Here is a 17,713-nt window from a genome sequence, read left to right as displayed (position 1 = left end):
GCCTGCGTCTACTGTAGGCCTGATAAGATGCATTAGCATCGCCATCAGGCATTTTCCCTATAACAGCCTCCGCCCGGAGGCTGTTTTTTTATCCATACGATCTCTTTATACTGTCTTTTCCGTACCCTAAATAAAATTCAAAATGAAACTACTTCTTGCATTGATGTTGTTTATGACATTCTTTGCCCATGCCGCAGATCCTGAGCCGGGTAGCCAGTATTTGCAGGCAGCAGAGGCAGGTGACAGACGCGCACAATATTTTCTGGCCGACAGTTGGTTGAGCTATGGCGATTTGAACAAAGCTGAATACTGGGCGCAAAAAGCCGCCGACAGTGGCGACGCCGACGCCTGCGCGCTACTGGCGCAAATCAAAATCACTAATCCGGTAAGCCTGGATTATCCCGACGCGAAAAAGCTGGCTGAAAAGGCGGCTAACGCGGGCAGTAAAGCGGGCGAAATTACGCTGGCGCGGATCCTGGTCAACACCCAGGCCGGGCGTCCGGACTACCCAAAAGCCATCTCGCTGCTGCAAAAGGCCTCTGAAGATCTGGATAACGACTCCGCGGTGGATGCGCAAATGTTGCTTGGCCTGATTTACGCCAACGGCGTGGGCATTGCCGCCGATGATGAAAAAGCCGCCTGGTATTTCAAACGCAGTTCCGCCATTTCCCGTACCGGCTATTCAGAATACTGGGCGGGAATGATGTTTTTAAACGGTGAACCGGGCTTTATTGAAAAGAACAAGCAGAAGGCGTTGCACTGGTTGAATCTAAGCTGTCTGGAAGGGTTTGATACCGGTTGCGAAGAGTTCGAAACGCTAACAAATGGATGATGTTTATTGCCGGATGAACGTAGTCGTTGTAGGCCTGATAAGCGTAGCGCCATCAGGCAACCCGGAGCAGGTTGCCGGATGGCAGCGTGAACGCCTTATCCGGCCTACATTCTCTTTCTCTGTAGGCCGGATAAGCAAAGCGCCATTCGGCAATCCGTTATTGGGCGGTTTTATCAAATTTGCCCAGCACATCGCGCTCATAGGCCAGCGCTTTTTTGCGGTCAAACTTGTGTTCCCACTTGGCGATCACCAGCACCGCCAGCGCATTCCCCACCACATTTAGCGCAGTACGCGCCATGTCGAGGATACGGTCGACACCGGCGATAAACGCCAGCCCTTCCAGCGGAATGCCCACGCTGCCCAGCGTCGCCAGTAACACCACGAAGGAAACGCCAGGCACGCCGGCAATCCCTTTCGACGTCACCATCAGCGTCAGCACCAGTACAATTTCCTGCCACAGCGACAGGTCGATACCGTATAGCTGCGCGATAAAAATGGCGGCGATGCTCTGGTATAACGTGGAGCCGTCGAGGTTAAATGAGTAACCGGTCGGTACCACGAAACTGGTGATAGAGGCTGGTGCGCCGTAAGCTTCCATCTTCTCGATAATGCGCGGCAGTACGCTCTCGGAGCTGGCGGTCGAGTACGCCAGAATCAATTCATCTTTCAGAATGCGAATCAGAATCCAGATACTTAACCCGCACAGGCGCGCCACGATGCCCAGCACCACCAGCGCAAAGAAGATAATGGCAAAGTGTACCAGCAGCACCAGTTTCGCCAGCGGCCACAGCGACGCGAAACCAAAATTCGCCACCGTGACGGCGATCAGCGCAAAAACGCCCACTGGCGCATAGCGCATCACCATATGGGTGACTTTAAACATGGTCTCAGATATGGAACGAAATACCGTCACCAGCGGTTCGCGGTGCGTTGCCGGCAGGGACGACAACCCCAGCCCAAACAGGACCGAGAAAAAGATAATTGGCAGCATATCCCCTTTGGCCATCGATGCGATGATATTGGTCGGCACCAGCGACAGTATCGTCCCCATCAGCCCATGCGCATGACTTTGTACTTCCGCCGTGGTGTTCTGGTATTTCGAAATATCGACGGTCGCCAGTTGCGACATATCAATGCCTGAGCCTGGCTGAAAGACATTCGCCAGCGTAATGCCGAGGATAATCGCCACCGTGGTGATCAGTTCAAAATAGAGAATGGTTTTGGCGCCGATACGGCCTAGCTGTTTCGCATCGCCAACGCCGGCGATGCCGACAATCAGAGTCGAGATCACGATCGGCACGACGATCATTTTAATCAGGTGGATAAAGATATCGCCAGCAGGCGACAGCAGGTTGGCAATCAGCCATTCACGACTGTCACTGTGATAATGCAGATAGCTGCCCAACAGAATGCCCAGCACCATAGCCAGCAAAATTTGCCAGGCCAGGCTGACTTTCAAATTTTTCATAACAACAGACTTCCTCGATGAAGCGTTGCTCTCCGCCGAAAGCATGAGAGCAATACATACTGAAAGGGTATGATTTGTGTTGCGTTGGTTTGTAGAGTTTTTTAACGCGCATAATCAGTATCATTTGCATAGCGTCTTGCGCAACCCTTTCATAACAGGGCTTTTGGCTGTTTTTATGCATAATAACGCGAGTTTATGGCGTTAATGATGAATAACTATTTGTTATGGAAAGTTTTTTACTTCGTCAAAAACGAATAATACACTGAGGTAATTAATTTTTACTTGTGTCTCATTCGCCGTTTTTTTAAACAGCACACATGACAAAAGTCACAAAAAAGAAAAAATTATTTCTGCCGATTTTGTAACAATTTAGCCAAATTAATGGCCTCTACCAGCTGCGCGCGATTCACTCGCGGCGAGTTAGCATCCAGTAAGGTTTGCCACAGCGACACGGCTTGCGCATAATCCGCCTGCATAAACGCATCCGCCGCCAGCAGCATCTGCGCGGTCACTTCTGTCGCATCCAGCGCTAACGCTTTATTAATCATTTCACGCGTCGCAGGCGTCATATGTTGCCCGGCCTGGTAATACAGCACCGTTGCCAGCGCGGCGAAAAGCTGCGCGTTATCGCCTCGCAGACGCAACGCCTGACGATATGCCAGCAGCGCATTGTCATACGCATTGCGATAGAGATAATACTCGCCCAGCCGCGCCCATTGCTCGCTATCCTGCGGATTGGCGAGGATTTTTTCTTGCAGCCTGGAAAGCTGCGCCTCTGGCGTTTGCGGGTTCGTAAAGTCACGTAGCGGATCGGCCAGACGCTGTTGCTCGCTACGCACAGCCTGCCATTTCGGCGTCAACAGATAGCCGCCGACACAGGCAGCCACCATCAACACCGCCGCAGCCGCCAGACGCTTTACGGGCATGGGACGTAACGGCACAGTGGAGTGTTCAGACTGGCTCATTGTTCCCCCTCTCCTGCGTGCTGACGCTTTCTCACCCGCCAGGCCACCACGCCCACCAGCAATAACAGCAGGTACGGCAGCGCCCACAACAGCAGCGTTTGCTCATTCAACGGCGGGTTGTAGCGTACGAAATCACCATAACGGTCGGTCATCCAGGCAGTGATTTCCGCTTCGCTTTTACCTTCGGCCACCATGCTGTAAACCTGATGGCGCATACTGACCGCCACGGGCGCATTGGATTCCAGCAAATTCTGGTTCTGACACTGCGGACAGCGCAGTTGACTGGCAATAGATAGCGCTTTTTCCTGCTGTTGTGGATTGTCAAAGCGCCAGGTATCCACCACCTGGGCGTGGGTGGCGAAGGTGATTAAAAACAGGACGATCGTTAAGAGTAAAAACTTTCTGCCGGATGGCGCTACGCTTATCCGGCCTACGGTTTGCGCATCCTGTAGGCCGGATAAGGCGTTTACGCCGCCATCCGGCAACGCTGTGAGTAATTTACGCATCACGCTTCCTCCCCCGCCATCCGCTCAGCAGCGCGCCACACACCATCAACAATCCCCCACCCCAGATCCAGCGCACGCCGGTCTGCACGTATAAGCGCATGGCGTAACGATCCGGTCCGGTTTTTTCGCCCATCACCGCGTACCAGTCATGTAGCAGGTTCCAGTGAATCCCCGGCTCCATCATCTGTTGACGACGCGCGGCATAGAAGCGCCTTTCAGGCTGCAGGCTGCCAATGCGTTTTTCATTCCGCCACAACGTGATCCGCGCTTTTTCACTGGTGTAGTTGCCTTTGGCCTCCAGATCCAGACGCTCGAAACAAAAGGTATAGCCCGCCAGTACCACCTGCTGACTGGGGCTGAGGTTAAGGCTGATTTCATGCCGACTGCCGCTGGAAACCATGATCCCGGCGGCGAAGATAAATACGCCCGTATGCGCCAGCAATGCCGGAAGCTGACGATGCACAGAGACTTTGCGGCTTCTGATTGTCGCCAGCACGATAACCACCAGCATCAGCAGGCCAAACGGCAGCGTGACGCGATTAAAATAGGGCGCGCCCACCGAAAGCCTTCCCCAGCCCATCAAACCATAAATCATGGGGTAGAGCGTCCCGACCAGCACGATCAACAAGACGGCGCTAAAGAGTAGCAGCGTCGTCAGAATGAGCGTTTCGCGCTTTCCGCCGCCCAAACACGTCGCCGGATACGGCTCCCGTGCCCGCCAGCCGTACAGAGCAAGCGATGCCAGACTTAACGCGGCAAAAAGGGTAAACAGCGGCACCGCGCGCACGTTATCCAGCGCAAAAGCATGGACGGAAAGCAGAATGCCGGAACGCACAATCAGCGTTCCCAGCAACGAGAGGATCAGCGTCAGTATCGCCAGCAGCAACGACCAGTGACGGAAGCCCCCGCGCTGGCGGCTGACATACAGACTGTGCAGCAACGCGCTGGCGGCAAGCCACGGCAACAACGAGGCATTTTCCACCGGGTCCCAGAACCACCAGCCGCCCCAGCCCAGTTCGCAATACGCCCACCACGATCCGAGAATGATCCCCAGCGTCAGAGCGCACCAGCCGGGTAACGCCCAGCGCCAGCACACCCAGGCGGTTGCCGCGTTAAAGCCGCCGCACAGTAGCGAGGCCAGCGCTACGCTCGCCGCGGTCATCAGGCCGCCATAACCCAGATAGAGCAGCGGCGGATGTAAGATCAGCCCCAGATGTTGCAGCATGGGATTAAGGTCGCGCCCTTCCATGGCGGGAGGGAAAATACGCAGGAACGGATCGGACCACAGCACAATAAATAGCAGCAGCGAGGCCATAATGAGGGACAAGATGCTCAGGGTCCGCGGAAAAAGCGCGTCAGATTCATGCCGGGAGCGCCAGGCGAATAGCGCCGTCCACCCCGAAAGAAGCAGCGCCCACAGCAGGAGCGAGCCTTCATGACCGCCCCATACCGCCGCCAGTTTCAGTCCCCATGACAACTGACTATGGCTATGCTGCGCAACATAAACGACCGAAAAATCGCTGGTCAGAAAACAGCTAACCAGAATCGCAAACGCCAGTAGCAGCAGCGTGAACGCCGTCCACGCGCCGCAGGTCGTCAGGCGCATGACGCCGCGCCAGTGCAGCCCCATCCCGCACCACGTCGCCAGCGGGGTCAGCACGTTGACCCCGAGACTCAACAACAGCGCCAGAAATCCGGCTTCAGGAAGGAAGATGTCCAGATTATGCAACCGTTAGCTGTCCCGCATAAAGAATGAAAAAGCGCAGCAACAGCACGCCGGTCAAACTGGCGCCGCAAACGGCCAGCACGCCGTGAAACGTGACGCTACGGTTTGCCCAGGGTTTCAGCAACAGCGGGATAATCAATCCCAGCCCTACGACCCCAAGCCAGAACCACCAGCTCCAGAATCCGCCGCCCAGCGCCGCCGCCAGCGCGCGCATTTTGCCGTCATCGCCCAGCGCCAGCCCGATAAAAAAGGCCGCCAGCAGGAAGATCTCCAGCCATACCACTGGGGTTTCCATGCGATGTACAAAGCGCGCCTCGGTGCTGTGCGGGTTGCTACGATGGCGTAACGCCATAGCGATCAGCGCCACCGCCGCGCCGGAGGAGATGCCGGAGAACAGGAACAGCGCCGGTAGGATCGGGTTATTCAGGAACGGATAGGATTTCAGCGCCGACAGCAGAAAGCCGGTGTACGCCCCGAGCAGGACCGCCAGTACCAGCATTAACGTCTCCAGCGCGCGATGAAACGGCGTTATTAGCGCCAACACTTTCTGCACGATCCCTAACCGCGGCAGCCAACGCTGTTGCAGGGCAATCACCTCTTTTTCAAAGATTTTCGCCAGCCACAGCACCAGCACTACCATGTACAACTGGAACAGCATCACCCCCATCGACATCACCGAGGTAAAGCTGTAGTGGAACATCAGCTTCCAGAAGGTCCACGGGCGCGTCAGGTGGAAGACCAGAATCAGCAGACCGAAGATAATCGCCCCCGGCCCTAACACCAGCGTAGTGCGCAGCAGCGTGCTGTCCGAACCGCCCGCCTCCGGATGGAAGCGACGCAGCAGAATCGCCAACGTGACCAGTCCGGCGGAGATGCCAATCAGAAACAGATAGATGGCGATGGGCCAGTCCCACACCAGTGATGCAAAATGAAATGGAGAAGCGGATGTCATTGGCTCACCTCCCCATAGTTAAAGGGAACGCGGTAGACCTTCGGTTTTGTGCCCAGCGCCAGCTTGTAACGATAGGTGGTTTTTTGCCGCAACAAACGGGAGATATCGCTGTTGGGATCGTCCAGATTACCAAACGTCAGCGCCTTCGTTGGACATGACTCAACGCAGGCGGGCTGTTTGCCCGCTTTCAGGTTGATTTTCCGGCAGAAATCGCACTTATCCGCCGTCTTACTGACCGGATGGATAAAGCGCACGCGGTAGGGACACGCGGCAATGCAGTACTGACAGCCGACGCAAAGGTCCGGGTTCACGTCGACAATACCACTGGCGGCATCGCGGAATGATGCCCCCGTCGGGCAGACGTCAACGCAGGGGGCATGGTCGCAATGCTGGCACGAGTGGCGGAAGAAGCGATATTTCACATCAGGAAACGTCCCCTGCGGCTCGCTGCGAATAATCGTCAGGCGCGATACGCCTTCCGGCACGTTGTTGACTTCCCGACAGGCATCCATGCAGGCCGTGCAGCCGATGCATAATGACTCATCGTGTACCATGCCATAACGCACGCCATTAATATTCAACGTGTTCGCTACAACGCGTCCTGCCATCCCACTGACCGCCGCCAGCGCGCCGACGCGGGTAATAAATTGACGTCGGGTGCAACTCATGGCTGCTCCTTAAGCAACGGAACGGACGCCGGGTTAAAGTGCGGGTTAGTACGCTGATCGCTGTGGCAATCCACGCATATTTTGATCCGCCCTTTCTCGCTTAGCGTCTGCATCGTGTCTTGCTGCGGATGCAGGGAATGGCAACTGGCGCAGGTCACTTTAGTAACATGAACATCGTGCGGCCAGAACGCTTTTTGCAGTTGTTCAGGCAAGTGGCAGGACATACAGACGCTGTTCTGCTGCTCTACCGTATACATCGGGTCGTTAAAACGCATCACATCTTTCACCCCTTCACGGTGGTGAAGCGACGGTTGACCGTGGCAGTTGGTACAGGTTATCGGCAATTTATTGTTCGGGTTGATAGCGCCCGTATGTTTACCGTGCATACCTTCGGTGTCCGGCTTGTGACAGTCCAGACAGGCAGCATCCGGATTACGCTGCTGGGTGACCGTCCAGCGTTGATCCGACTCCTGCGGCGTTGGCGTGGCAGTAATTCCACTCAGGCTCCAGAACAGGCCTGACGCCAGCACCCCAGCAGTTAATAACGAACGTAATACGCTCATATTCACTCCGTTGAGTTATCCGCCCCTTACGGGGCGGAATGGGGTTATTGGCTTAACAGACCGTTTTTACGCGCCTGATCTTCCCACTGCGGAATCACCGTTTTGATGAAGTCCTGCTTCTCCGCGTTGATTTGTTGCATATTCAAACCAATCGCTTTCTGCGCCTTCTCTTTCGTCGAAATATCCGGCAGCGGAATTTCATGGGTAATGCCTTTGGTCGCCAGCAGTCGCGCCAGTTTAGTTCGGGCATCCGCGGCTTTATCCATCGCACTGCCTAACATCCGTAGACCTTCTTCCGGGGCATGCATATGAATACCGTGTGACGCAATCGCCAGATCCCAGCGCCACTGCGCGTGGCGAATATCGTTCAGAATCGGTTTCATTTCCGTGTCTGTCGCCCCCGCATCCCATGCGGCTTTCGCTTCGAAGTGCGCATGTACCAGCTGATCTTCAACCTTGATTTTCAGGTCATGAATCGCCTGTTTACGCTCGGCGACCACTTTTTGCAGGGACGCTTTGTCCTGGGTGTGGCAGTTGGCGCAGGTTTGCGCGAAATTGTCGAACGGGTTGCCGATTTTATGGTCGGTGTAGAGCTTGCCTTCGGCGTTCTGTACTTTCGGCATGTGGCAGTCGATACAGGTCACGTTGTTCTTACCGTGAATGCCCGCGCTCCAGGTTTCATATTCCGGGTGCTGCGCTTTGAGCATTGGGGTTTTCGACAGCGAGTTAGTCCAGTCAGAGAAGGCGATGGCGTCGTAGTATTGCTCCATATTTTCGACCTTCATGCCCTCATCCCACGGGAACTTAACGGCTTTGTTTTTACCGTCAAAGTAGTACTCCACGTGGCACTGACCGCAGACCATCGATTGCTGATCAAAGCGACCGGCTTTCTCAAACGGTTTGCCGATAGCCTCCATCGCCCGTTCAGCATAGGGGCGCGACAACGTTAACGCTGGCTTCCCCTGGGCGAAATCGTCCGACGCGGTGTTATGACAGTCGGCACAGCCCAAATCGTTGACAATTTCCGGGCCGCCTCGCGCCCATTTGCCATGGAAGTAGCCGTCTTCGCCTTCTTGTTGGATAAGGCGCGCGACATCGGGGCTTTTACAGCTCCAGCAGGCCATCGGCAGCGGGCCGTCTTCCGCCGTTTTTGGCGCGCCGGTACGCAGCGTTTCACGCACGTCAGTTACCGCATACGCGTGGCCGCGTGGTTTGTTGTAATCACGGGAGAAGGGATAGCCCGCCCACAGGATCACCAGACGAGGGTCTTCCGCCAGCGCATCTTCACGGGCAGACTGTTCTGACGTCGCTCTCCATGACTGATATTGGTCGGGGTGTTGAGGCGCGAACGTTTCATTTTTCGCCTCAACAGTAACGGTTTTTGCGGATTCAGGCGTTTGCTCAGCGTAAACAGAGGTAATGAAGAAAAAAGGAAATATAAGGCTGAAGAAACGGCGTGCGCGTAGTGTTTTCCTTGCCATAGAGGTCTCATCCAGATTGCGCCATTATCTTTAATGGCGATTTTTTATCGTTTTCCATAACAGCAACCGCACAAATACTGTTATTACATTGATCTCCTCTATGTGTAACAAATAACCATACTTAAAATGTTGTCTTTAATCAATTGTAAGTGTATGTAAAATACCACTTTAGAGTTAGTAACCTGGACAAAACTCCCTCTCTTTTCTGATTTCCGGACACGGATCACTTTTTTAATAAATTTCATATAACGTCATGTTATCCCGAAAATTTATCTAATTTTGCGGGACACAATCAAAAAATAGATTGCTGCTTATTTGCACAGTTCCCTTTTTGCGTGATCTGTCGCCCAAATACTAAACAAAACTTATTAAGACCCTACATTTAACGTTTATGCGACATATTATTAACATCCTACAAGGAGAACAACAGCATGAGCCAAACACATAAACACGCCATTCCCGCCAACATTGCGGATCGTTGCCTGATAAATCCAGAGCAGTATGAGACTAAATATAAACAGTCTATTAACGACCCCGATACGTTTTGGGGCGAACAGGGAAAAATTCTCGATTGGATCACGCCGTACCAAAAAGTGAAAAACACCTCCTTTGCGCCAGGCAATGTGTCGATTAAATGGTACGAGGACGGCACGCTGAATCTGGCGGCGAACTGTCTTGACCGCCATTTGCAGGAAAATGGCGATCGCACCGCCATTATCTGGGAAGGCGATGACGCGTCGCAGAGTAAACATATCTCTTATCGCGAACTGCATCGCGATGTCTGCCGTTTCGCGAATACACTGCTGGATCTGGGCATTAAAAAAGGCGATGTGGTAGCGATTTATATGCCGATGGTGCCGGAAGCGGCGGTGGCAATGTTGGCCTGCGCCCGCATCGGCGCGGTGCATTCGGTGATCTTCGGGGGCTTCTCGCCGGAAGCCGTCGCCGGACGCATTATCGACTCCAGCTCGCGGCTGGTGATCACCGCTGACGAAGGTGTACGTGCCGGACGCAGTATCCCGCTGAAAAAGAATGTCGATGACGCGCTGAAAAACCCGAATGTCACTAGCGTTGAGCATGTGATCGTCCTGAAGCGCACCGGCAGCGACATTGACTGGCAAGAAGGCCGCGACCTGTGGTGGCGCGATTTGATTGAAAAAGCCAGCCCTGAGCACCAGCCTGAAGCGATGAATGCCGAAGATCCGCTGTTTATCCTTTATACCTCCGGCTCCACCGGCAAGCCGAAAGGCGTGCTGCACACCACCGGCGGCTATCTGGTCTACGCCGCGACCACCTTTAAGTATGTCTTTGATTATCACCCTGGCGATATTTACTGGTGTACCGCCGATGTGGGTTGGGTGACGGGGCACAGCTATCTGTTGTATGGCCCGCTGGCCTGCGGCGCGACCACCTTAATGTTTGAAGGCGTGCCGAATTGGCCAACGCCCGCTCGCATGTGCCAGGTGGTCGACAAACACCAGGTCAACATTCTTTATACCGCCCCGACGGCTATCCGCGCGCTGATGGCGGAAGGCGATAAAGCCATTGAAGGCACCGACCGTTCTTCACTGCGCATTCTGGGTTCCGTCGGCGAGCCGATCAATCCCGAAGCGTGGGAATGGTACTGGAAGAAGATCGGCAAGGAAAAATGTCCGGTCGTCGACACCTGGTGGCAGACTGAAACAGGCGGTTTTATGATCACGCCGCTACCAGGCGCTATCGAACTGAAAGCCGGTTCCGCCACCCGTCCTTTCTTTGGCGTACAGCCTGCGCTGGTGGATAACGAAGGCCATCCGCAAGAAGGCGCGACGGAAGGCAATCTGGTCATCACCGATTCCTGGCCGGGCCAGGCGCGCACTCTGTTCGGCGATCATGAACGTTTTGAGCAGACCTATTTCTCTACCTTTAAGAATATGTATTTCAGCGGCGACGGCGCTCGTCGCGATGAAGACGGCTATTACTGGATCACCGGTCGCGTGGATGACGTGTTAAACGTTTCCGGCCACCGTCTGGGTACGGCGGAAATCGAATCGGCGCTGGTGGCGCATCCGAAGATCGCCGAAGCGGCGGTGGTGGGTATTCCACACGCTATCAAAGGCCAGGCGATTTACGCTTATGTGACGCTCAACCACGGCGAGGAGCCGTCGCCAGAACTGTACGCGGAGGTGCGCAACTGGGTACGTAAAGAGATTGGCCCACTGGCGACGCCGGACGTGCTGCACTGGACCGACTCACTGCCAAAAACCCGTTCCGGCAAAATTATGCGCCGCATTTTGCGCAAAATCGCGGCGGGCGATACCAGCAATCTGGGCGATACCTCGACTCTCGCCGATCCTGGCGTGGTGGAGAAACTGCTCGAAGAGAAGCAGGCCATCGCGATGCCGTCATAACCATAAATGCCGGATGGCAACGCGAAAGCGTTTTATCCGGCCTACGACCCTACCCCTGCCCTCTCTCAAACCGGGAGAGGGAAATATAAAAAACCCTCCCCCAAAGGATTTCGTGTTACAGGAAGGCGGCAAGCGAGCACACCCTCAGCAGCATAGTTCAAGTTCACTATGTGGCCGGGGCGCGCGAGTGCGGCCAACGCGCCTGTAGCGCGAAAGACGCAGGGGGACCTCTGGAGAGCTCTGTGATGAATGACCAAATTTATCAGCGGATAGAAGACAGTGCGCGTTTCAGGGAATTAGTTGAAAAACGGCAACGGTTTGCCACGATTCTGTCGGTTATCATGCTGGCGGTTTATATCAGCTTTATTTTACTGATCGCCTTCGCGCCTGGCTGGCTGGGCACGCCTCTACATGCGGGAACCAGCGTCACCCGAGGAATTCCCATTGGCGTCGGGGTGATTGTGATTTCTTTTGTGTTGACCGGAATTTATATCTGGCGGGCGAATGGCGAATTCGATCGTCTTAATAACGCCGTACTGCATGAGGTGAAAGCATTATGAAGAGAGTTCTGACGGCGCTTGCCGCCGCACTCCCCTTCGCCGCTCATGCGGCGGATGCCATTAGCGGCGCGGTTGAACGCCAGCCCACCAACTGGCAGGCGATTATCATGTTTTTGATTTTCGTCGTGTTTACGCTCGGTATTACCTACTGGGCCTCTAAACGCGTACGTTCCCGTAGCGACTACTACACCGCTGGCGGCAATATCACCGGGTTCCAGAACGGGCTGGCGATTGCCGGCGACTATATGTCCGCCGCGTCATTTCTCGGCATTTCCGCGCTGGTGTTTACCTCCGGTTATGACGGGCTGATCTATTCGCTGGGCTTCCTTGTCGGCTGGCCAATTATCCTGTTTTTGATTGCCGAGCGCCTGCGTAATCTGGGACGTTATACTTTTGCTGACGTTGCCTCTTATCGCCTGAAACAGGGGCCAATCCGTATTCTTTCGGCCTGTGGCTCCCTGGTAGTGGTGGCGCTTTATCTCATCGCCCAAATGGTCGGCGCCGGTAAACTGATTGAACTGCTGTTCGGCCTCAACTATCACATCGCCGTGGTGCTGGTCGGCGTGCTGATGATGATGTACGTGCTGTTCGGCGGGATGCTGGCGACAACGTGGGTGCAAATTATCAAAGCCGTCCTGTTGCTGTTTGGCGCCAGTTTTATGGCCTTTATGGTGATGAAACACGTCGGCTTTAGCTTCAATAATCTGTTTACCGAAGCCATGGCGGTACACCCGAAAGGCACAGCGATTATGAGCCCAGGAGGGTTGGTACAAGATCCGATTTCGGCGTTGTCGTTGGGTCTGGGACTGATGTTCGGCACCGCCGGCTTGCCGCATATTCTGATGCGTTTCTTTACGGTCAGCGATGCCCGCGAAGCGCGCAAGAGCGTGTTCTATGCCACCGGTTTTATGGGCTATTTCTACATTCTGACCTTTATTATCGGCTTCGGCGCTATCATGCTGGTGGGGGCAAATCCAGCCTATAAAGATGCCGCGGGCGCGCTGATTGGCGGCAATAACATGGCGGCGGTACATCTGGCCAACGCGGTAGGCGGCAACCTGTTCCTCGGCTTTATTTCGGCAGTGGCGTTTGCCACCATTCTGGCAGTGGTCGCCGGTCTGACGCTGGCGGGCGCATCGGCGGTGTCGCATGACTTGTACGCCAACGTGTTCCGCAAAGGCGCAACCGAACGTGAAGAGCTGAAGGTGTCGAAAATCACCGTCCTGGTGCTGGGCGTGATCGCCATTATCCTCGGCGTCCTGTTTGAAAATCAGAACATCGCCTTTATGGTGGGCCTGGCATTTGCTATCGCCGCGAGCTGCAACTTCCCCATCATTCTGCTTTCCATGTACTGGTCAAAACTGACCACGCGCGGCGCTATGCTGGGCGGCTGGTTAGGTTTACTGACAGCGGTGGTGCTGATGATTCTTGGCCCTACCATTTGGGTGCAGATCCTCGGCCACGAAAAAGCGATCTTCCCGTATGAGTATCCGGCGCTGTTCTCTATCAGCGTGGCGTTCCTGGGGATCTGGTTCTTCTCGGCCACCGATAACTCGGCAGAAGGCAACCGTGAACGTGAGCAGTTCCGCGCTCAGTTTATCCGCTCCCAAACGGGATTCGGCGTACAACAAGGGCGTGCGCATTAATCTTACCGTTTCCTCCGGCCCTGTGGGTCGGAGGAAAATCAGAACATCACCCTCGCCACCAGCGGGGCTGCCAGCACCATCACCACGCCGGACAGCATCATTACCAGACTGGCGACGACGCCCTCCTGCTGACCAAGTTCATAGGAACGCGCCGTGCCTGCCCCATGTGACGCCGCGCCGAATCCTGCCCCTTTTGCCATGCCTTCCCGGATAGAGAGACGCAAAAATAGCGCGTCGCCGACCGCCATGCCAAACACGCCAGTGACGACCACGAACAGCGCCACCAGATCCGGCTGCCCGCCCAGGGGTTCTGCCGCCGCCAGCGCAAACGGCGTAGTAACGGAACGTACCGCCAGACTACGCTGAATCTCATCCGATAACGTGAACAGACGCGCCAGCCAAACGGAACTGGTGACCGCCACCACCGTCGCCGTCACTACGCCCGCGGTGAGCGACATCCAGTGACGTTTGATAATCGCGAGGTTATCGTACACCGGCACCGCAAAGGCAATAGTCGCCGGGCCGAGCAGCCACAATAGCCAGTGCGATTCACCAATGTAGTTTTGCCAGGAGATATGACCGAACACCAGCATTAACACCAGCAGTGCCGGCGTCAACACTAATGGCATCAACGGCAATTTGCGAAAACGGCGATACAGGCGCTTATTGGCGAAGTAAATTCCCAGCGTAATCACCAGGCACAGTACGCTTAACTGAACGTTATTCACGATTTAGCCTGCTCATCTCATAGCGATACACTTTATCCACCACCCACGCCGTCGCGCCGAGTACCATTAAGGTACTGATCGCTATCACCGAGAAAATGCGCCAGCCGTCCACCAGTAACAGATGGGCATAGTTCACTACCGCCACGACGGCGGGAACAAAGAATAACAGCATCTCCGCCAGCAGCCAGCGTGCGCCTGCGCGTACCCAGCTAAGCGGAATAATCCGGCAAACGATCAGCGCCAACATAAGCACCATGCCGACCAGATTCGCGGGCAACGGCAGGTACAGCCAGGAGACAAGATATTGGGAAAAAATGAATAAACCTGCATAGAGCAGTACCTGAACCGGTACCTGGAGTCGTTGCACAACGGCAGGCGTAACGCGGCTTATCGCCACAGCCATGAGGGAATGTCCTGAAAAATAATACGGAGCGCCAGTATAGAGAACCTCCGTCACGGGCAGAAATGAATTAAAATCATTGCAGGCATAGTCGGAAGGAATAATCATGGATATCAGAACGCTGCGTTATTTTGTCGAGGTGGTACGCCAGCAAAGTTTCACCCGCGCAGCGGAGAAGTTATTTGTCACCCAGCCCACCATTAGCAAGATGCTGAAAAATCTTGAAGATGAGCTTAACTGTACGCTACTGATCCGCGACGGACGTAAGTTATTGCTGACCGATACCGGACGCGTGGTGTTTGAACGCGGTCTGGCGATCCTCGCTGAGTTTCGCCAGTTAGAGGCTGAGTTGAGCGATATTAACCATCTCAATAAGGGCGTGCTGCGGCTGGGTATTCCCCCGATGGTCGGCATGTTGATGGCCGGGCCAATCAGTTTGTTTCGACAACGCTACCCTGGCGTTGAACTCAAAATTTCGGAGTTTGGCGGCCTGACGGTACAGCAGGCGGTAATGAATGGCGAGCTGGATGTTGCGATGACCGCGCTCCCGGTGGAAGAAGCGAGCGGGCTGACGACGTTATCGCTATTCAGTCATCCGCTGTGCGTGCTGGTTCCCCGTTCCGGTCAGTGGACAACCTGCGACTCCATCGCGCCTGAAGCTCTGGCGGAGCATCCTCTTCTTATCTATAACGAAGACTTTGCCCTGAGCCGCCAGTTGATGACCTTATTTAGCCAGCATGACGTAAAACCACGGATTGCCGTGCGCAGCGGGCAATGGGATTTTCTCGCCGCCATGGTGCAAGCGGGCGTCGGCATCGCCATTTTGCCGGAGCCGATTTGTCAGCGTCTGGATAAGGCCACGCTGCGCTGGCTACCGCTGGAAAGCGATCTCCGCTGGCAGTTAGGCATGATTTGGCGAGAGGGCGTGTATCTGTCGCACAGCGCCCGGGCATGGTTAACCTGTTGCGAAGGGTTTTGGCTGAAACAACCGTAAACCATGGGTTAAAACCCTTGCCGGATGGCGGCGCAAGCACCTTATCCGGCCTACTTGTAGGCCCGGTAAGCATGGCGCCACCGGGCCACAAGGACTACTGATTTTCTATCAGTAGCGCTTCCATCAAATCCAGGTCGTGCAGCAGCTTTTGCAATGTTTCATTGCTGATTTCTCGTGTGGCGCGCAGATGATACAACTCGGCGCGTTCGGAACGCAGCGCGGCAAGACGGAAACGTCGCTCCAGGTTTTCTTCCTGTATGGAGCTTTCGACATCGTTTCTCCCATCGGCACGGCGACGCAAGTTACCAATGACACGCGAGCTTACTTCAGTAAGCAACTGATTATCGATGTTTTCTTCGGTATCCGCCGCCAGACGCTCTTCCATTTTCTGAATGGCGACAATCGCCACTTCCGCCGTCGCCGCGCGGGCGATACGCTCCTCTTTCAACTGTTGCGCATGATCGGCGACTTCCAGATGTTGCAACAGCAGCGGCAGCATGATCACGCCGACAAATAACGAGAACAGAATGACGCCAGCCGCCAGGAATACCAGTTCATAACGCGCCGGAAATCCGCTGCCATCCGGCAAAAGTAACGGTATAGAGAGCACACCAGCCAGGGTGATCGCCCCACGAACGCCAGCGAAGGAAGCAATCAGAATTTCACGCGACGTCCAGCTGGCGAACTCCATCGGTTTCTTCTTCAAAAAGCGCAGGCTGAACTTTTTCATGGTCCACAGCCAGCCGAAGCGAACCAGCATCAATGCTGCATAAATCAGCACGATATCGGTAAAGAGCATCCAGGTTTCGACATTCGGGTCAGCTTCCGCCGCCGCCAGCGAAGATTCCAGAATACCCGGCAATTGCAGTCCCAACAGCAGAAAGACCATACCGTTAAAGACAAATTCCAGCATCGCCCAGGTACTGTTCGCGCGCAAACGCATTGCCAGCGGCGCGCGGCGCATTACGCCAGAACGGGTGATGGTCATCCCGGCGGCAACCGCGGCCAGGATGCCTGAGACGCCAATATGTTCGGCAATCAGGTAAGACGCGAAGGGCAGCAGAAACAGCAGGACAATTTGCGTCGCGGGCTCATCGCCGCCCCAGCGGCTCAAAAAACGCAGCGAGCGGCCATACAGCCAACTGACCACAAAACCCGCCAGAATACCGCCGATAGCGACCTTAAAAAATTCCAGCGTCGCGCCGCCGACGGTAAAGACCATCGTCCCCATCGCCACCGCGACGGCGAATTTCAGCGATACCAGACCGGAGGCGTCGTTCATTAACGCCTCTCCCTGCAGAATGCCCATGATTTTTTTCGGGATGCGCCCCTCGCCCACAATTCCGGAGAGCGCTACCGCATCGGTCGGCGACAGCACGGCGGCCAGCGCAAAGGCGGGGATCAGCGGAATGCCGGGCACCAGCCAATAAATCAGGAAGCCGATTCCCACGACCGTTACCAGGACCAGCGCCAGCGCCAGCCCGAAAATCTCTCGTCCATGCTCAAGAAATTCACGGGTCGGCGTCTTCCAGCCATCCGCAAACAGCAGCGGCGGAATAAACAGCACCAGGAAGAGTTCCGGGTCGAATTCCACATGCAAACCAAACGTCGGCCACGCCAACAGCGCGCCAATGGCGATCTGCATAAGGGGTAAAGGAAGCTGGAAGGGTAATACACGCGTAAATACCCCCGACAGCGAGACCACAAGGGTCATGATGAGTATTGTGAAGAAAATTTCCATGCGTTCCCTGTTTGCGATGTTTTTTATGATGGAGAGAGGCATCATGCCTCGGTTTCACCTTCTTCAGATTAACGCAAAAGGTAACGTGATGTG

The 17,713-nt window shown here is 55.0% G+C and carries 14 protein-coding genes and 1 pseudogene; 5 read left to right on the top strand and 10 right to left on the bottom strand.

What is annotated here, in order from left to right; genetic code table 11:
* The first annotated feature begins 142 nt into the window (after positions 1 to 142).
* Positions 143 to 832 (top strand): Sel1 family TPR-like repeat protein YjcO, encoded by a 690-nt coding sequence (gene yjcO / locus EOS97_RS11970; RefSeq protein WP_000771454.1) that lies wholly within the window; start codon positions 143 to 145, stop codon positions 830 to 832.
* A 157-nt stretch (positions 833 to 989) separates the two neighbouring features.
* Here yjcO and gltP read toward each other — a convergent pair whose 3' ends face one another.
* The 7 genes and pseudogenes from gltP to nrfA all read right to left on the bottom strand — a co-directional run bounded on the left by gltP (position 990) and on the right by nrfA (position 9,161).
* Positions 990 to 2,300 carry a glutamate/aspartate:proton symporter GltP gene (gene gltP, locus EOS97_RS11965; protein ID WP_000793278.1) on the bottom strand — a complete coding sequence of 437 codons (1,311 nt, stop codon included), beginning with the start codon at positions 2,298 to 2,300 and terminating at the stop codon, positions 990 to 992.
* A 344-nt stretch (positions 2,301 to 2,644) separates the two neighbouring features.
* A complete protein-coding gene (gene nrfG / locus EOS97_RS11960) occupies positions 2,645 to 3,265 on the bottom strand; it encodes a heme lyase NrfEFG subunit NrfG (RefSeq protein ID WP_000083242.1) in 621 nt (206 codons plus the stop codon).
* A pseudogene (nrfF, locus tag EOS97_RS11950) lies at positions 3,262 to 5,500 on the bottom strand (heme lyase NrfEFG subunit NrfF). The gene nrfG and the pseudogene nrfF overlap by 4 nt, the downstream one beginning before the upstream one ends.
* On the bottom strand, positions 5,493 to 6,449 hold the full coding sequence (gene nrfD / locus EOS97_RS11945; RefSeq protein WP_000199679.1) for a cytochrome c nitrite reductase subunit NrfD: 957 nt from the start codon (positions 6,447 to 6,449) through the stop codon (positions 5,493 to 5,495). The pseudogene nrfF and the gene nrfD overlap by 8 nt, the downstream one beginning before the upstream one ends.
* On the bottom strand, positions 6,446 to 7,117 hold the full coding sequence (nrfC, locus tag EOS97_RS11940) for a cytochrome c nitrite reductase Fe-S protein (protein WP_001278022.1): 672 nt from the start codon (positions 7,115 to 7,117) through the stop codon (positions 6,446 to 6,448). Before nrfC ends, nrfD begins: the two co-directional genes overlap by 4 nt.
* Positions 7,114 to 7,680, bottom strand: coding sequence for a cytochrome c nitrite reductase pentaheme subunit (nrfB, locus tag EOS97_RS11935; protein WP_000115065.1), 567 nt, complete (start codon positions 7,678 to 7,680; stop codon positions 7,114 to 7,116). The genes nrfC and nrfB overlap by 4 nt, the downstream gene beginning before the upstream one ends.
* A gap of 44 nt (positions 7,681 to 7,724) precedes the next feature.
* On the bottom strand, positions 7,725 to 9,161 hold the full coding sequence (gene nrfA, locus EOS97_RS11930; protein ID WP_000101778.1) for an ammonia-forming nitrite reductase cytochrome c552 subunit: 1,437 nt from the start codon (positions 9,159 to 9,161) through the stop codon (positions 7,725 to 7,727).
* 431 nt (positions 9,162 to 9,592) lie between these two features.
* Between nrfA and acs the strand changes: the two genes are divergently transcribed.
* From acs to actP, 3 genes are all read left to right on the top strand, one after another.
* Positions 9,593 to 11,551: an acetate--CoA ligase gene (gene acs / locus EOS97_RS11925; protein WP_000083877.1), complete on the top strand. Its 1,959-nt coding sequence runs from the start codon at positions 9,593 to 9,595 to the stop codon at positions 11,549 to 11,551.
* Between the two features lie 245 nt (positions 11,552 to 11,796).
* Positions 11,797 to 12,111 (top strand): DUF485 domain-containing protein, encoded by a 315-nt coding sequence (locus EOS97_RS11920; protein WP_000999620.1) that lies wholly within the window; start codon positions 11,797 to 11,799, stop codon positions 12,109 to 12,111.
* A complete protein-coding gene (actP, locus tag EOS97_RS11915; RefSeq protein ID WP_000832536.1) occupies positions 12,108 to 13,757 on the top strand; it encodes a cation/acetate symporter ActP in 1,650 nt (549 codons plus the stop codon). Before EOS97_RS11920 ends, actP begins: the two co-directional genes overlap by 4 nt.
* 38 nt (positions 13,758 to 13,795) lie before the next feature.
* On the opposite strand, the gene EOS97_RS11910 is transcribed toward actP, so the two are convergent.
* On the bottom strand, positions 13,796 to 14,485 hold the full coding sequence (locus tag EOS97_RS11910) for an LrgB family protein (RefSeq protein WP_001067096.1): 690 nt from the start codon (positions 14,483 to 14,485) through the stop codon (positions 13,796 to 13,798).
* Positions 14,478 to 14,888: a CidA/LrgA family protein gene (locus EOS97_RS11905; RefSeq protein WP_001805449.1), complete on the bottom strand. Its 411-nt coding sequence runs from the start codon at positions 14,886 to 14,888 to the stop codon at positions 14,478 to 14,480. The genes EOS97_RS11910 and EOS97_RS11905 overlap by 8 nt, the downstream gene beginning before the upstream one ends.
* Before the next feature lie 103 nt (positions 14,889 to 14,991).
* Between EOS97_RS11905 and EOS97_RS11900 the strand changes: the two genes are divergently transcribed.
* Positions 14,992 to 15,879 (top strand): LysR family transcriptional regulator, encoded by an 888-nt coding sequence (locus EOS97_RS11900; protein WP_000354962.1) that lies wholly within the window; start codon positions 14,992 to 14,994, stop codon positions 15,877 to 15,879.
* 94 nt (positions 15,880 to 15,973) lie between these two features.
* Here EOS97_RS11900 and EOS97_RS11895 read toward each other — a convergent pair whose 3' ends face one another.
* Positions 15,974 to 17,620 carry a Na+/H+ antiporter gene (locus EOS97_RS11895; protein ID WP_000402189.1) on the bottom strand — a complete coding sequence of 549 codons (1,647 nt, stop codon included), beginning with the start codon at positions 17,618 to 17,620 and terminating at the stop codon, positions 15,974 to 15,976.
* Between the last annotated feature and the right edge of the window lie 93 nt (positions 17,621 to 17,713).

The sequence above is a fragment of the Salmonella sp. SSDFZ54 genome, from assembly GCF_004010735.1.
GTDB lineage: Bacteria > Pseudomonadota > Gammaproteobacteria > Enterobacterales > Enterobacteriaceae > Salmonella > Salmonella enterica.
The sequence above is the reverse complement of the archived record's forward strand: the minus strand, read 5'-3'. Positions and strand labels throughout refer to the sequence as shown.

Coding starts and splice junctions, on each gene's coding strand:
- EOS97_RS11905 (WP_001805449.1), bottom strand. CDS start 14,888: ATGGCTGTGGCGATAAGCCGCGTTACGCCTGCCGTTGTGCAACGACTC.
- EOS97_RS11920 (WP_000999620.1), top strand. CDS start 11,797: ATGAATGACCAAATTTATCAGCGGATAGAAGACAGTGCGCGTTTCAGG.
- nrfB (WP_000115065.1), bottom strand. CDS start 7,680: ATGAGCGTATTACGTTCGTTATTAACTGCTGGGGTGCTGGCGTCAGGC.
- nrfA (WP_000101778.1), bottom strand. CDS start 9,161: ATGGCAAGGAAAACACTACGCGCACGCCGTTTCTTCAGCCTTATATTT.
- nrfD (WP_000199679.1), bottom strand. CDS start 6,449: ATGACATCCGCTTCTCCATTTCATTTTGCATCACTGGTGTGGGACTGG.
- actP (WP_000832536.1), top strand. CDS start 12,108: ATGAAGAGAGTTCTGACGGCGCTTGCCGCCGCACTCCCCTTCGCCGCT.
- EOS97_RS11895 (WP_000402189.1), bottom strand. CDS start 17,620: ATGGAAATTTTCTTCACAATACTCATCATGACCCTTGTGGTCTCGCTG.
- gltP (WP_000793278.1), bottom strand. CDS start 2,300: ATGAAAAATTTGAAAGTCAGCCTGGCCTGGCAAATTTTGCTGGCTATG.
- nrfC (WP_001278022.1), bottom strand. CDS start 7,117: ATGAGTTGCACCCGACGTCAATTTATTACCCGCGTCGGCGCGCTGGCG.
- yjcO (WP_000771454.1), top strand. CDS start 143: ATGAAACTACTTCTTGCATTGATGTTGTTTATGACATTCTTTGCCCAT.
- acs (WP_000083877.1), top strand. CDS start 9,593: ATGAGCCAAACACATAAACACGCCATTCCCGCCAACATTGCGGATCGT.
- EOS97_RS11900 (WP_000354962.1), top strand. CDS start 14,992: ATGGATATCAGAACGCTGCGTTATTTTGTCGAGGTGGTACGCCAGCAA.
- nrfG (WP_000083242.1), bottom strand. CDS start 3,265: ATGAGCCAGTCTGAACACTCCACTGTGCCGTTACGTCCCATGCCCGTA.